Genomic DNA, 15,207 nt, shown 5'->3' on the forward strand with positions numbered 1-15,207 from the left:
ACACTTTTCACCTCAGGAAATCGATGTTTTTTTCCATCATCCGGATGAATGTTCCCGAAAAAACCATTGACTTTTACGATATTTTATGATATCATTAAAATGAATTTATTTATTATTATACCCTCTATATTTTATATCTTATCTTGATTTTTGTGTCAAATTATTTCTTTCGCTTAAAATAACTGAATTTTCGAATATTTTTTTGCCGGGTAGGATGCAAACAATACCCAAAAGAAAAACCGCCTGTTGAAGACGGTACTGGAAAAGATCAAATATTTTTGAGATCTGTCCTGAGGACTAAACCGGATCGGATGAAGATGCCGCTTGATCGGCGGGTTTGAAAAAATGCTTCAGTGCATCGTACACCTGGTTCTTCTCCCGGATCACGTAATACATAAATTTCGGGTCCCGGATGTGCTTGTAGGCGGTCATCAGAGTGGAAAACCGGTTGTACTGGTTGACTTCGCCGTATCCGAAAAGATTGGACCGCCTCATCAGTTCGTCGGCGAGTTTCACACAGCGTTCGTTGTCGGAGGTGAGGTTGTCACCGTCGGAAAAGTGGAAGGGATAGATGTTGTAGCGATAGGGCGGGTAACGACGGTCGATGATTTCCAGTGCGAGGCGGTAGGCGGAAGAACAAATCGTACCGCCGGATTCGCCTTTGCTGAAGAAATGCTCCTCCGTCACCTCCTTGGCTTCAGTGTGGTGAGCGATAAATACGATCTCCACACGATCGTATTTAGTCCGCAGAAAGCGGGTCATCCAGAAAAAGAAGCTGCGAGCGATATATTTTTCAAAGATGCCCATCGAACCGGAAGTATCCATCATGGCGATGACCACGGCATTGGAATGGGGGATGACGACATCCTCCCAGGTTTTGAAACGCAGGTCCTCATCGGAGATACGGTCGAATCCCTTTTTCCCCCGGATCGCATTTCGCTTCAATGCTTCGATCAGGGTGCGCTTCTTGTCGATATTACCCATGAGACCCTTCTTGCGGACATCATTGAAGCGAAAATCTTTGGTTACGATTTCCTCCGGTTCCTTCTGTTTTAAACGGGGAAGCTCCATTTCCGCAAACAGCACATCCTCCAATTCCTCCACGGAAATCTCCGTTTCATAATAATCCTGCCCCGGCGCATCCCCGGCTCCCTGTCCTTTGCCGGGTCCGGCCCGGTCCCCGGGATCCCGGCCGATGACGTCGCCCACTTGACTCTCTCCGTCTCCCTGTCCGACGTGCTTTCCCTTGTTGTAATTGTAGCGAAACCGATACTCCTCCATCGAGCGGATGGGAACCTTAACCACTTTCTTTCCGTCGGAGAGGATGATGCCTTCCTCGGAAATCAGGTCGGATAAGTTTTTTCGGATCGCTTCCCTCACCTTCTCCTGATGGCGCATCTGGTCCTGATAACCTTTACGGTGCAGGGACCAATCCTCCTGGGAGACGATAAACAAAGGATCGGACATTCCGGTCACCTCCCATCCCCCTGGTGATGAATATTTCCGCTGAAATCGGGTGACAAGGGACTCCTGAGGATCGGTTTCACTGCTATTCAGCGATTTAACAGACTGCCCACATACCGCAGAAGGTCATTGGCACAAGTGGGGCAATACTGGTATTTATCGATGAGAGTGGCGGTCACCTCATTGATTTTTTTCAGCTGGGTTTCATCCGGCGTCTTGGTCGTGGTCGTAATCTTGACGACATCCTTCAAATCGGCGAACAACTTTTTCTGAATCGCTTCCCGCAGCCGTTCATGATTGTTGTAATCAAATTTTTTTCCTTTCCGGGCATAAGCGGAAATACGGATCAGGATCTCTTCCCGGAACGCTTTTTTGGCGTTTTCAGAGACACCGATCTGCTCTTCGATGGAGCGCATCAGCTTTTCGTCGGGCTCCATTTCTTCACCGGTAAGGGGGTCGCGGATCTTACCCCAATTGCAGTAGGCTTCTACGTTATCCAGATAATTGTCCAACAAGGTTTTGGCCGATTCCTCATACGAATAAACAAATGCTTTTTGTACTTCTTTTTTGGCTAATTCATCGTATTCTTTCCGAGCAATAGAAATAAAATTCAGATAATGTTCCCTCTCCTCCCGGGTGATTGAAGGGTGTTGATCCAATCCGTCCTTGATCGCCCGCAAGATATCCAGGGCGTTGATGCAATTCGCTTCGGACCGGATGAGAGCGCTGGAAATGCGGTTGATGACATAACGGGGATCGACGCCGGACATTCCTTCGTCCAGATATTCCTTGTGGAGATCATCCACATCCGTCTCTTTGTAGCCTTCCACCGCTTGGCCGTCGTAGAGACGCATTTTTTTAACCAAGTCCATCCCCTGTTTTCTGGACTCCTTCAACCGGGTCAAAATACTGAATGTGGCGGCGGCCTTGAGGGCGTGGGGAGCGATGTGAACATGCCCCAGATCACTTTGGCGAATCAATTTTCCATAGATTTTTTCCTCCTGCGTGACCTTCAGATTGTAAGGAATGGGCATGACGATGATCCGGGATTGCAAGGCTTCGTTTTTCTGATTACTGATAAAAGACTTGTATTCGGCTTCATTGGTGTGAGCGACAATCAGCTCATCCGCGCTGATCAGAGCGAAGCGCCCCGCCTTAAAATTTCCTTCCTGGGTCAGGGATAACAAGTTCCACAAAAATTTTTCGTCACACTTCAACATCTCCTGAAACTCCATCATACCACGGTTGGCTTTGTTCAATTCACCGTCAAACCGGTAGGCCCGGGGATCCGATTCCGATCCGTACTCGGTGATGGTGGCGAAATCGATACTCCCGGTCAAATCGGCGATATCCTGGGATTTGGGATCCGACGGGCTGAAGGTCCCGATTCCGACCCGGTCCTCCTCCGACAGAAGCACCCGTTCCACCATGACATCCTCGATTCGTCCGCCATACTCCTCTTTTAACCGCAAGCGACAGTACGGACACAGATTGCCTTCCACCTTGACCCCGATTTCCTGTTCCAAATCCTCCCGCATGGATACAGGGATCAAGTGTAACGGATCCTCCTGCATCGGGCATCCCTTAATCGCGTAGACTGCCCCGGCATCCGTACGGGAAAACTCCTCCAGACCGCGTTTCAATAAAGTAACGATGGTGGATTTTCCCCCGCTGACCGGTCCCATCAACAACAAAATCCGCTTACGCACGTCCAGACGGCGGGCCGCGGAATGAAAATACTCCTCCACCAGGCGTTCGATCGCCCGATCCAGCCCGAACAGTTCCCGGGTGAAAAAGAGATATGATGGATTTCCCTGTTCATCTTTTTCTACGCCGGCTTCGGCGATCATCCGAAAAACCCTGGAATGAGCGGTCTGGGCCAACTCAGGGCGCTTTCGAACCATCTCCAAATATTCTTCAAAAGACCCTTCCCACGCTAACTCTTCTTCTTTCTCCCGCTGCTGTGCGATGCGTTTCAGGATGTCCATAGAAGCCTCCTCTCAGCTCCGCTCCGCACCTCATTCCTCCATGTGATTGTTAAACATCGTATTCATGTCCCCCCGGCAGCATGATCCTTTTTGACAAGGGATCCCTTCGCTCTACTAGAAGCGTTGTGATTTTAGCACATCCTTGGTGGGTCGGGGTGGCAGGCTGTCTCCGGTCTCTTGCAAACAAAGGATCTACGCCGGCCTGCCCTCCTCCCCAACGTGGTTTCCAGATGGGGCACTAGCACCTTGACGATCCCGCCGGTTGGATAATATATCTTTATGCGATTCGGGGGACAATGTTTCATCTCCGTTTCGAACCGGGGGAAAGCTCGTCAAGTAACAAGGAAGGAACCATTGGGCAAGATCCTCCTCGGACTTTCATAAAATCCTCCAAAACTCCTATGTAAATCCTAGCCATAATAATAGCCTAAATAGTCTATTGACGATGCTTTGGCAAAAATTTATCATAAAGGCGTACTTGGAAGATTTTTCAGTAGATTGGAGATGAACCTTTGAGTACCATGTTGCAGATGCGAACGGTTCTGGCTATGATTCTATCCGCTATTCTCGTTGTTGCCGGGTGCAGTTCCTCCTCGGAGGAGGCCAAAGGAGAGCAACCGGCGACGCCCGAAGAAGAAGGGCATTCGGAGAAGTCGGACGCCTTGTCCGATGATGAGTTGGTCGAAAGCGTCTCTTACTATGACGAATCGGAACGGACCCAGAAAGATATTAAAAGCCAGAATAAGGCCGCCATGGAAATCGTCCAACAGAAAAACAAGGATCAAAACATTGACGTCAAGCCGGATCTGGACGACAAGCAATTCCGTGACCACATCAAAGGCATGGCGACCAATATGGACTCCCTGAGCAAGGAAGAACAGAAATTGCTGGCCCGACTGGCAAAACTCGTGGACGATTATGAAAACCATTTGAAAAATGAGGAAATTAAAAAACTGGTTAAAAAATTGAAGGAGGGCAAGCTGACCCCGGCGGAAAAAGCGAAGCTTCGCGATCTCCTGCCCGTCAACGACTCGGGACCGAAACTGAAACCCGGTCAAGCGGTTGATCCGAAGGAAGGGTCGGGTACCGGTATCGACAAGAAAAAGCCGGGTGCCGGTAAACCGGAAGAGGGAACCGATCAAGAATCCCCTGAAAAAGAACAGCCGGAAAAAGAAGAGCCCAAGGACAAGCCGAACAGCGAAGACGAACAACCGAATCCGGAGGATGAAAACCAAAACCCGGATGACAACCAGCAGGAACCCGGTGACGAAAATCAAAACGACGAGGAAGAACAGCAAAACCCGGAGGATGAAAACCAAAACCCGGATGACAACCAGCAGGAACCCGGTGACGAAAATCAAAACAACGAGGAAGAACAGCAAAACCCGGATGACGAAAACCAAAACCCGGATGACAACCAGCAGGAACCCGGTGACGAAAATCAAAACGATGAAGAAGAACAACAAAACCCGGATGACGAAAATCAAAACGATGAAGAAGAACAACAAAACCCGGATGACGAAAACCAAAACGGGGATGACAACCAGCAAGATCCGGATGAAAACCAGGATGAGGAACAATCCCCGGAAGAAGATCGTTCCATGGTTGAGAAAAACGGATACGACCGCGAAAAAGCCCGGGATTATGCCTACAAATGGTGGAACAAGCGCAACAACGAAGAATACGGCTATTACAGCCGCGCCATGGGCGGTTGCTACGATTGTTGGTACGATTGCACCAACTTCGTCTCCCAGGCGATCAGCAAAGGCGGATTGGTCCAATGGAAGAGCGATCCGTGGTGGTATTACAGCGACGAAAAACCGTCTTATGCCTGGGGCGTAGCCAACAGCCTCTACAAACATATGGATCAGCGGGCCGAGCCCGCCAAGAGCGTATCCGAACTGAAAGTCGGGGATGTGGTGAACGGAGACCTTAACGGTGATGGGGATATCGACCACACCGCCATCATCACCAAGATCGAAAACGGGCAGATTTACGTGACCCAACACACGACAGACCGGAAGGATGCGCCTCTCAACGCTTGGTTTGCCGCTGGTTACGATGTATACGGATGGAAAATGGGGACCGCCGACAACCAACCGCGCTAAAGATCAACCCCTCACTCATGAGAGTGAGGGGTTTTTGGTGTGTTTTTTCACCGTGTTTCCCTAGCCGACTTTACGGCTGAATACGCCTTGACCGCAGCGGATATCCTCCAAGAGTTCGGATAAGCTTCCTTCCTGATCGGGTCGGTAAGCGGGATCACCCCGGTCGATGCGGCAGTCTTTCAGAAAATAAGTCTTCATCCCGACGGTTTTGGCAACCATATCCTCTTGCATATCATTACCGATCATAACGCACTCTTCCGGTTGAACCCCCAACCGGTGAATGATTTCCTGATAATATTTCGGATTGGGTTTACAGTAGTGGGTCTCTTCGTACACGGTAGCCCAGTCGATCAGATCCTCCACCCTCCCCCAGCGTATCCGTTCCCAAATGGCGTCGCGGGGAAAAACCGGGTTGGTGGCGACAATCACCCGATACCCCCGTTCCAGGGCGGCCTCAACCACTTGTCGGGAAAGAGGGGTCGGCTGAACATACGCTTTCAGCTTCGGAAAATGTTCCCGGTAAAACCGTTCAAACAAGGGCCAGATTTCTTCCCGCTTCAAACCGGACTGAGATAAGAACCGGCGCTGAAATACTTCTTCATTCGTGGAGTCGGGATTATCGTTTTCGATCATGGCTTTGGTCGCGTCCCAGATCAGCGAAACCAGCCTATCCGGGGACAAAAGATGCGCCACATGAGGGGCCAGCTCTTCTAAATAGTGTCGAACAAATGCCTCCATATCCATCGGCAACAAGGTTCCATCCAAATCAAAGCAGCATACTTTTACCATGTTCAGCCCTCTCTCTATCTCTTTTTCATTCGTTGAAAACCACTCTGTCAAACCAAACCGGAAAAACCGGTTTGCCTGAGGGCTTCATAAACGAGAATCGCCGCCGAATTCCCCAAATTGAGGGAGCGGACATCGGACTTCATCGGAATGCGCACACATGTTTTTGCGTAAGCTTCCAGAATTTCCGGAGGCAAGCCTTCCGTTTCCTTCCCGAATACAAAAATATCCCCTTCGCGAAATTGAAAATCGGTATAGGACCGCTTCGCCTTTGTCGTGGCACAAAAAAAACGCCCCTCAGGAAATGCCGCCTGAAATTCATCGAAGGAATCGTAATAGCGGACATCCACATGGTACCAGTAATCCATACCCGAACGTTTCAGATATTTATCGTCGGTGGAAAACCCCAGCGGACGGATCAAATGCAGAACAGACCCCGTCACTGCACAAGTCCGCGCAATATTGCCCGTATTATTGGGGATTTCCGGTTCCACCAGACAGATGTGAAAAGACATGATTTTCCATCCCTTTCATCACGACAGTACCTCTTTATTGTACCGAAAACCTGCACCGATTCCTAACACGACCCTGAAAATGTTGAACATCGCGATACACCACCGTGTTTTCGGTATTGTACACGCTCGTTCCTCCCCGTATACTGGCGTTATTAGGCTAAAGGAGGTACACCATGAACAAAATCGCATTGGTTACCGACAGTTCCTGTGATCTCCCGGTTGATTGGTTGAAAAAATGGGATATTGAAGTCGTCCCGTTGCGCATCATGTTTTCCAACGGAGAATATAGGGACAGGATCGACATCTCTCCCGAGGAGGTATACGAATGCCTGGGGGAGGAAATCCCCAAAACATCGATGCCTTCACCGGAGGATATACACCAAACCTTTCAAAAGTTGCAAAACGAAGGGTTTACCCATTGTATCGCGGTCACGATCTCATCCGGTCTCAGTGGAACGCACAACACCTTCCGAATGATCGCCGAGGAATTCGACGGTATGAATATCGACGTTATCGACTCCAAGGGACTTTCCTGGGTATTGGGATTCCTCGTGATTGAAGCAGCCCGTATGATCCGGCAAAAAATCGATTACACAGAAATCCTGGAAAGGCTCGAACAGGCCAAACGGAAAATCAAAGGGTTTTTCATCGTCGATTCGCTGGAGTACCTGAAAGAAGGAGGACGAATCGGAAAGGTAGCCGCTGCCCTAGGATCCATGCTCAACCTGAAACCGATTATCTCTCTGGATGAAAACGGGAACTTCACTCCCTACAACCTGGCCCGGGGTAAAAAACAAGCCGTGAAAAAATTGATCGATCCCGTTTTAAAACCGCTTGAATCCACCAAAACCCGGATCGCTATCCTGCAAGGGAAAGCGGAAAAAGAAGCGGAAGCCCTGAAGGAACGCCTCCGAGAAAGAAACAATATCTGCGATCTGCATATCCATTCCATCAGTCCGGCCCTGGTTGTTCACACAGGCCCGGGACTTCTCGGTCTGGTCGTTAATCCCATGGCCTCAAAAGAATGAGTGAGGGATCCTCTCCAAACAAGCAGAACCAGAATGCGTCTTGTTTTCGTTCTTCTCACCCTCGGCCGACATAGCGCTTGTCTTTTAAAAAGAGGCGCCAAAAGTAAATAAATCCCGGAACCAGAATGGCCATCCCGACCGCATAGGAGATTAACAGCGAATCAAACATCGCCGGATTGGTCACACTCTCCTCCACTGTGAGTGTCGGATAGACCAGGTAGGGAAGATGGGCCGCTCCATAAGCGTAGGAAGCCAGCGCAAATTGAAGAATAAAGCAGACGAAGGCGACTCGGGGAAACCCCCGTTCCCGCTCCGGGTGCTTTCTTCTCCACCATAAAGCACTGTATCCCAAGAGAAAAGCAATCGCGGAAAGAAGAAACCAACCTTGCTCTTCCAGGATGTGATCCCGGAGCCACTCGGCCTGCCGCCCCATCAAGTACACCGTGAGCACCGCCGTAGCCAATGTGAAGGGCCCCAACCACAAGGCGTATTTTCGGAAGACGGCATAGGCGGAGGAATCCTCTGCTTCCCGGGAATAATCCGCCAAAAAAGCGGCGGAGAGAAACAACTCGCTGCTGAGGCCGAAGGCGAGATAGGCATAGGTCACCGGACTGGAAAGGAGCTTTCCCACCAGCAACCGATCGGTTTCTGGATCGATAAATCCTCCGGCCAATATGGGAAGTGCAATAACCAACAAACTGGGGATCAATAAACCCGTCACTCCGGACACGATCCGCAGAGTGCTGCGAAAGCGGAGAGCGGAGTAGTGAAAAACCATGAAGGCACTCCGCAGAGTCAACAGAATCAACACGAGAGAACCGGGAATCAACAGGCCTGTCCCCAGGGGAGCGATCGCCCGCGGAAAAAAGGCGACAATGGTTACAACCAGCAACACCAGAAACACATTGGTCACCTCCCAGGTGGGGGAAAGAAAGCGATTGGCAATCTCCCCCGCCCGGGACCTCTCCCGGGGATTATACACCAATCCCCAGAAGCCCGCTCCGAAATCAACGGAACCCAAAATCGCGTAAATAAACACAAACAGCCAAGTGATCGATATCGCCCATATGGCATCGCTCATCCCGTTATCCATTCCCTTCTGCGACAACTGCTTCCAACTCTTCCGCCAAAGGATGCCGCTTGAAATAAGAGCTCATGATCACAACCGTAGCGATCAGAAGCAACATATACAGGGAGAGGAAGAGGACCAACCACACCCACAAATCGCCGGCTTGCGTCGCCGCATCCGCTGTACGCTGAAACCGATAGATCGTCCAGGGCTGTCTGCCGCTGCAGGTAAAAATCCAGCCGAATTCGATAGCCAGAACCGCCAGCGGTCCCGTCGAAGTCAAAGTCCATAAGAGCCATTGGGGAAGTCTATCCCCTTTCCTTCGCCAGCCGAACCACCCAGCCAGGGCGGATAACAGGATCAGCAACACTCCCGATCCCACCATCAGGTTGAACAATAAATGAACGTACCCGGGAGGCCAGACATCCCGGGGATAATCGTTCAAACCCTTAACCACGGTATCCAAACGGTTGCCCGCCAAAAAACTGAGCAACCCCGGGATTTCGATGGCACCGGTAATTTTTTGCTCATCCAGATCGACAATCCCTCCCAGTGCCAGGGGGGCGTGGGATTGGGTCTCAAAAAGCCCCTCGGCGGCCGCCAGTTTTTCCGGTTGATGATCATGAAGAACCTGTCCGGCCCAATGGCCGGTAAAAGCGGTGATCAGGGACATCGTTCCTCCGATCGCCAGAGACATCATCAGTGCCCGATGATGATAGCGAATCTCCGATTGCGACAATTTCCGACGAAGCAGACGGTAAGCGGCAATGCTGGCCACAACGAAAGCCCCGGTCATATAGGCGGAGATCAGGACATGGAAAGCCGAAGAAGCGAAGCTGGGGTTGAAAAAAGCTTCCCAAGGACGTACTCCGGTGATCCCTCCCTCCGTCGGCTGAAATCCCGTCGGCGTATTCATCCAGGCATTGGCGGATGTGATCAGCACGGCGGAAGCGCTCCCGCCAAAAGCGACGAGAAAGACACTCAGGATTCGCAACCCGGGAGAAAGCCTGTCCGCGGCGTATACATAGATGGACATGAATAACGCTTCCAGAAAAAAGGCGAACAGCTCAATTTGAAAAGGAAGAGCGATCACTTCACCCACCATTTCCATGAACTGGGGCCACAATAAGGACATCTGCACCGCGACAATCGTCCCGGAAGGAATGGCCACTCCCAACAAAATAGCCTGCGCTTTGGTCCACCGCTTTGCCATCAAAGTATAACGGCGATCGTTTGTCACCTGGTAAAAAACTTCCGACACAAAAATCATCAGGGGCAAACCCACCCCCAATGTAGCGAAGATGATGTGAAATCCGAGGGAACTTCCGAATAAGGTTCGTGCAATGGTGAGATCGTCCATGGCCGACACCCTTTTTTTCTTGGTGATTGTTAATATGTTCCAAGATGAGTTCCCTTATTCCGATTCCACAACAAAAAACCGGTCGCATCGTTGACCGGTTCCCGTGGTCTTTGTCCTCGTCAATCGGGGATGTGAAAAAAACGATAACGGATTTGCGGGGTCCAAGCGTGAGAGTCCCGATAATCCCAATAACGGCGGCGGCTGTTAACAGTATGGGCGTTGACCAAGGGCATCCCCGCCGGATCCTTGGCTGTCACGATGGTATTGTGCTGCCACCGTCCATCCCCTTCAAAATCATAGCAGATGACATCGCCGAGATGAAGCTTCTCCGGCGAATCCACCCGCTCCGCACGAGGTGTACCGCCGCTGTCCAAATAGTTTTTTAGGGCGTGAGCCACCGCCCAGCTATAGCTCCAGTTTTCCCGGCTGCCACGGTACCACCAGCCGCGATCCCGCCGGGAGGAAAACTCCATCGGCACACCTCCGGCATGCAGGCACTGGGAAATAAAATTGGTGCAATCATCTTCAAACTTCCGGTAACGGGGATTGGCTCCATTCCACCAAGTCTCAGCGTATTGGACGGCTTTACCCCGTTTATACCCGGAGCCGGCAACCCCTCTTTGAGAGGGCGGTTGGTAAGAAGACCATATCTTTCCCGATTCCGTATCCAACCCCTCGGCTGGCCGGCACTCCGCAATCGACCATCCATCTTCCCCTTCCGCCAGTCGAAGATAATAACCGTTCACCTCTTCTTGTTCACTCAGCTCTTTGCCCAGCGTATATAAAAAGCGTTGGTGAACGATTACGTTCATGGCAATCTGCCCGAGTTCCGTTTTTTCTTCATCAAGCACGCGAATCCGGGTCTCCCCTTTCAGCGGTTTCAGGCGCCGTTCCCTCTGCAGCTCCCGGATCCGTTCCCAACGTTTTCGTTCGACGGCGACCCAGTCGGCATCCCCATCCGCAACCCAGGAAAAGAGGCGATCCGCCTCTCCTTCCACCCACACCTGGTTTTGAACGCGGAACCAAGTCATCGCCGGCTGTCTCCAAGAACGTTTCACCATGGGCACCGTTCCCTTCGAGGGACTCTTTACCCATCCTATGAAGAGAACACAGGCGGGTATGCTTCGGATCTTTCACCAATACAAGACCATATGCTTCATCCACATATCGATTTCCCAGTTTGAGAGCTTTGGATTCCCTTCCGAAACCCGGCGGAACGGTACAAGCGTTTGGCCGCGTCATTGTACGACGCCACCAAATGACTCCACTTCCTCCGTCAACCCCTGCTGCAACCGGTACATTTTCTGATACAACCCTTCCCGGGCCAGCAGTTCCTGATGCGTTCCCTGTTCCACGATCTCACCCCGATGGAGAACGAGAATCCGGTCAGCATCCCGAACTGTGGACAATCGGTGGGCGATGGCGATTGTCGTACGCCCCTTGCGCATTCGGGACAAGGCTTCCTGGATTTTATCTTCGGTTTCCGTATCGACATGGGCAGTCGCTTCATCCAGGACCAGAATCTTCGGTTTGAAAGCGATCGTCCGAGCAAAGGATAACAGCTGGCGCTGTCCGCTGGAGAAAGTGGTTCCCCGTTCTCCGACGGGTTCGTCATATCCTCGGGGCAGTTTTTTGATAAAAGGTTCCGCCTGAACAAACCGGGCCGCCTCCGCTATGTCGTCATCACTGATCGATTCACGACCCAGCCGGATATTTTCCTTCACATTCCCTGTAAACAAAAATGGGTCCTGCAATACCAGCCCCATCCGGCGGCGCAACTCTTCGTCGGAATAGGCGGAAAGAGAATAGCCGTCGATGGTGATGTCTCCTTTTTGTAACGGGTAGAAACGCATCAACAGGTTGACGATGGAGCTTTTCCCGCTCCCGGTATGGCCGACCAGAGCTACGGTCTGTCCCGGTTCCACCGTAAAGGAGATATCTTTCAGCACATCGGTTTGCCCGTCGTAGGAAAAAGTGACACGATCAAAGACGATCCGCCCTTCACGAATGCGGGGATTTTCTTTTCCTGACTGCGCCGGGGCTGTCTCCTCTTCATCCAGCAATTCAAACACCCGACCCGCCGAAACCAATGACTGCTGCAAAAAGGAAAGTTGCTGCATCATCTGGTTGAAAGGCTCGAACATGCGATCCAGCAGATTGAGAAAGGCGTACAAGACCCCGATCCGGACCGCACTCTCTCCGCCATCGACTCCAAAAAAGCTTAATACAATCATCAAAGCCACCAGGGAAATCAGGTCAACGGCGGGTCGAAGCAACCATCCGTTCAGTTTGGTATTCTTCATATGGGCTTCATAATGTTCCCCGTTGATGTGTTCAAATTCCCGCCGCATCCGGTTTTGCTGACGCAGAACCTGAATCACGTTCATCCCCTGGATCGATTCACTGAGGTGGGCATTCAGCCGGCCCAGCTGATGGCGGACCCTTCGATAGACCGGATAGCTGAAACGGCGATACATCTGCATCACGCCGAGAATCAGCGGAATCAGCATGAGACAGAAAAAGGCCCATTTGGCATCCAGCAAAAACATTGCCGCCAGAATCCCGACCACCATCGCGATGTTCTGGACAAAGGTGGACAAAACACGGACGAACAGTTCTTTGACCGCTTCCGTATCATTCGTGATCCGGGAAATTAATCCTCCTCCGGGCGTCCGATCAAAAAAGGATAAACCCAAGTGCTGCACCTTGCTGAAAACATCGATCCGCAGTTGCTGAATCACCCGCAGGGCGATCCGGTGAAAGAGAAACTCCTGGTAATACAGAAGGCCGACGGACAAAAAGAGAAGCAACAGGTACGTCCCGGCCAGAAGGGTGATGGGCTCGGGATCAAAGATTCCCGGAGTCAGATAGTCATCGATAAATACTTTGACCAGGACCGGTCCCGCCACATCCCCACCGGTGGCCAGCAACAAAACAACCAAAGCAAGCACTAACCGTTTACGGTGTGGTTGAAGATAGCGGAGCAACCTGCGAATCGTCATTCCCTCCACCTCCTTGCTCGATCAGGGATTCCAGTTGTTGCCGCCGATACATCCAAGCATACCAGCCTTCCTGCTTCAGCAGTTGGGTGTGAGTCCCCCGTTCGGCGATTCCTCCGTCTTCCAGAACCAAAATCTGATCTGCATGCTCAATCCCGCTCAAGCGGTGAGCGCAAATCAGTGTCGTCCGGTTCCTTCGATGGTTTCGCAGCGCTTCCAGGATCCGCTCCTCCGTCCGGGCGTCAACAGCGGAAAGGGAATCGTCCAATAACAGGATCTCGGGATCCAACAAGAGAGCCCGGGCGATGGAGATGCGTTGCTTTTGTCCTCCGGAAAGAGTGACCCCCCGTTCCCCGACCACTGTGTCATATCCCTGTTCCAACTGCAAAATATCCTCATGGACACAGGCCAGTTTCGCCGCTTCTTCAACCTTCTCTCGGGAAGCCTGCGGGCGACCGAAAGCGATATTTTCCGCAATGGTGGCCGAAAACAGAAAATGATCCTGAGGTACATAACCCACCGTCTGACGCAAAGCGGACAATCGGTATTCCGTCACCGGTTTCCCTCCGATCCGGACCGTTCCATCCACCGGTTCGAATTCCCGCAGGAGCAATTTAAACAAGGTCGTCTTGCCGCTTCCCGTACGGCCGACAATGCCCAGAGTCTCCCCCTTTCCCACCGTGGCCCGGATCTCCCGCAGCACCGGCTGATCCGATTCCGGATAGGTAAACGTTTGGATCTCATAGCGGATATCACCGTCAGGAATCGTCTTCAACGCCCCCTCCCGGTCGACGATATCCGGTTGGACCCGGAGCAGAGAGCGAATTCGATCGTAAGAAGCCCGCCCCCGCTGCATGATGTTAAACAGGAAACCAAAAGCGAGCATCGGCCAGATCAACTGCCCCAGATAAATCGTAAACTGGGTCAGCTGTCCGATCGTCAGTTCCTGATTCACCACATAACCGGACCCGAAAGCCACGGCAAGAAAAAAGGACAGGCCGGCGATCAGGGAAATGGTGGGCTCAAACAGGGACTCCACCTTGGCCACAGCGATATTTTTGTGAACGACATCATCGGACTGTTTCCGGAAAGAACGCTTTTCTGCTTCTTCCCGTCCGAAGGCTTTCACGACCCGAACTCCGGAGATGTTCTCCTGAACTTTGTTATTAATATCGGAAAATGCCGCCTGAGCGGCAAGAAAGCGTTTGTGAAGGAGTTTCCCGTATTGGCCCACCGCCATCGCCATTAAAGGCATCGGGAGCAGAGCGATCAGCGTCAACTTCCAACTGATAAACACCGCCATCGAAAAAACGACCAGCCCGCCTAATACAAGGGAGTCGACAAAGGTGAGCACCCCGTCTCCCGCTGTCACCTGCACCGCCTGGATATCGTTGGTGGCATGAGCCATCAAATCACCGGTGCGCCGCCGGTAATAAAAAGAAGGGGATAAACGGGTATAATGCTGGTACAGTTGCCGTCGCAAAAGACGTGCCAGACGATGGGAGGCTCCGAAAATGAGCACCCGCCAGATAAAGCGCAACCCGTACATCGCCAAACCGGCGGCCAGAAGCCACCCCATCCACATCCACAACCGCCCCGACGTTAACGTCCCCTGAATGCTCTCATCCACCACCACCCGAACCACATAAGGGGGGAATAACTCCAGCAGGGCCACGAGGAAAAGAAGGAACACCCCCCAGCCGTAACTTTGTCTTTCCCGCTTGAAAAACCACCACAGATCCCGAAAAACACGCACCCATGTCCACCTCTTTTCACGAACAACAAAACTTGACAATCAAAAGGCGTACGAAGAGGGAACGGAATGGTTACTCCGTTCCCTCTTAACCGCTTCAGATAGCCTCCTTGATCCCGATCGTTCGACCCTGAAAA

Annotated in this window: 11 protein-coding genes; 2 read left to right on the forward strand and 9 right to left on the reverse strand. The window is 51.7% G+C overall.

Annotation, left to right across the window (positions count from 1 at the left end):
- Positions 1-297: 297 nt before the first annotated feature.
- Positions 298-1,467 (reverse strand): sporulation protein YhbH, encoded by a 1,170-nt coding sequence (yhbH, locus tag CHM34_RS06625; RefSeq protein WP_094263799.1) that lies wholly within the window; start codon positions 1,465-1,467, stop codon positions 298-300.
- Positions 1,468-1,553: 86 nt separating this feature from the next.
- Complete coding sequence (locus tag CHM34_RS06630; protein ID WP_094263800.1) at positions 1,554-3,452, reverse strand: PrkA family serine protein kinase; 1,899 nt, start codon at positions 3,450-3,452, stop codon at positions 1,554-1,556.
- Between the two features lie 521 nt (positions 3,453-3,973).
- Between CHM34_RS06630 and CHM34_RS06635 the strand changes: the two genes are divergently transcribed.
- Positions 3,974-5,560 (forward strand): amidase domain-containing protein, encoded by a 1,587-nt coding sequence (locus tag CHM34_RS06635; protein ID WP_240511920.1) that lies wholly within the window; start codon positions 3,974-3,976, stop codon positions 5,558-5,560.
- 60 nt (positions 5,561-5,620) lie between these two features.
- Here the strand turns inward: CHM34_RS06635 and CHM34_RS06640 are convergent, their stop codons facing one another.
- Both CHM34_RS06640 and trmL read right to left on the reverse strand, forming a co-directional pair.
- Entirely contained in the window at positions 5,621-6,349 is a 729-nt protein-coding gene (locus tag CHM34_RS06640; RefSeq protein ID WP_094263802.1) for an HAD family hydrolase, read from the reverse strand.
- A gap of 47 nt (positions 6,350-6,396) precedes the next feature.
- On the reverse strand, positions 6,397-6,861 hold the full coding sequence (gene trmL, locus CHM34_RS06645; RefSeq protein WP_094263803.1) for a tRNA (uridine(34)/cytosine(34)/5-carboxymethylaminomethyluridine(34)-2'-O)-methyltransferase TrmL: 465 nt from the start codon (positions 6,859-6,861) through the stop codon (positions 6,397-6,399).
- A 173-nt stretch (positions 6,862-7,034) separates the two neighbouring features.
- Here trmL and CHM34_RS06650 point away from each other — a divergent pair, with 173 nt between their 5' ends.
- On the forward strand, positions 7,035-7,889 hold the full coding sequence (locus CHM34_RS06650) for a DegV family protein (protein WP_094263804.1): 855 nt from the start codon (positions 7,035-7,037) through the stop codon (positions 7,887-7,889).
- Between the two features lie 55 nt (positions 7,890-7,944).
- Here CHM34_RS06650 and CHM34_RS06655 read toward each other — a convergent pair whose 3' ends face one another.
- From CHM34_RS06655 to CHM34_RS06675, 5 genes are all read right to left on the reverse strand, one after another.
- Positions 7,945-8,997: a cytochrome d ubiquinol oxidase subunit II gene (locus tag CHM34_RS06655; protein ID WP_338048646.1), complete on the reverse strand. Its 1,053-nt coding sequence runs from the start codon at positions 8,995-8,997 to the stop codon at positions 7,945-7,947.
- Positions 8,975-10,318 (reverse strand): cytochrome ubiquinol oxidase subunit I, encoded by a 1,344-nt coding sequence (locus CHM34_RS06660; RefSeq protein WP_094263805.1) that lies wholly within the window; start codon positions 10,316-10,318, stop codon positions 8,975-8,977. Before CHM34_RS06660 ends, CHM34_RS06655 begins: the two co-directional genes overlap by 23 nt.
- Positions 10,319-10,437: 119 nt before the next feature.
- Positions 10,438-11,349 carry an amidase domain-containing protein gene (locus CHM34_RS06665; protein WP_240511911.1) on the reverse strand — a complete coding sequence of 304 codons (912 nt, stop codon included), beginning with the start codon at positions 11,347-11,349 and terminating at the stop codon, positions 10,438-10,440.
- Positions 11,350-11,556: 207 nt separating this feature from the next.
- Positions 11,557-13,320 carry an ABC transporter ATP-binding protein gene (locus CHM34_RS06670; protein WP_094263807.1) on the reverse strand — a complete coding sequence of 588 codons (1,764 nt, stop codon included), beginning with the start codon at positions 13,318-13,320 and terminating at the stop codon, positions 11,557-11,559.
- Positions 13,277-15,073 (reverse strand): ABC transporter transmembrane domain-containing protein, encoded by a 1,797-nt coding sequence (locus CHM34_RS06675; protein WP_094263808.1) that lies wholly within the window; start codon positions 15,071-15,073, stop codon positions 13,277-13,279. The genes CHM34_RS06670 and CHM34_RS06675 overlap by 44 nt, the downstream gene beginning before the upstream one ends.
- Positions 15,074-15,207 lie beyond the last annotated feature (134 nt).

This window comes from Paludifilum halophilum (assembly GCF_002245355.1).
In the GTDB taxonomy this organism is placed as follows: Bacteria; Bacillota; Bacilli; order Thermoactinomycetales; family DSM-45169; genus Paludifilum; species Paludifilum halophilum.

Coding starts and splice junctions, on each gene's coding strand:
- yhbH (WP_094263799.1), bottom strand. CDS start 1,467: ATGTCCGATCCTTTGTTTATCGTCTCCCAGGAGGATTGGTCCCTGCAC.
- CHM34_RS06670 (WP_094263807.1), bottom strand. CDS start 13,320: ATGACGATTCGCAGGTTGCTCCGCTATCTTCAACCACACCGTAAACGG.
- CHM34_RS06630 (WP_094263800.1), bottom strand. CDS start 3,452: ATGGACATCCTGAAACGCATCGCACAGCAGCGGGAGAAAGAAGAAGAG.
- CHM34_RS06635 (WP_240511920.1), top strand. CDS start 3,974: ATGTTGCAGATGCGAACGGTTCTGGCTATGATTCTATCCGCTATTCTC.
- CHM34_RS06640 (WP_094263802.1), bottom strand. CDS start 6,349: ATGGTAAAAGTATGCTGCTTTGATTTGGATGGAACCTTGTTGCCGATG.
- CHM34_RS06665 (WP_240511911.1), bottom strand. CDS start 11,349: ATGACTTGGTTCCGCGTTCAAAACCAGGTGTGGGTGGAAGGAGAGGCG.
- trmL (WP_094263803.1), bottom strand. CDS start 6,861: ATGTCTTTTCACATCTGTCTGGTGGAACCGGAAATCCCCAATAATACG.
- CHM34_RS06650 (WP_094263804.1), top strand. CDS start 7,035: ATGAACAAAATCGCATTGGTTACCGACAGTTCCTGTGATCTCCCGGTT.
- CHM34_RS06660 (WP_094263805.1), bottom strand. CDS start 10,318: ATGGACGATCTCACCATTGCACGAACCTTATTCGGAAGTTCCCTCGGA.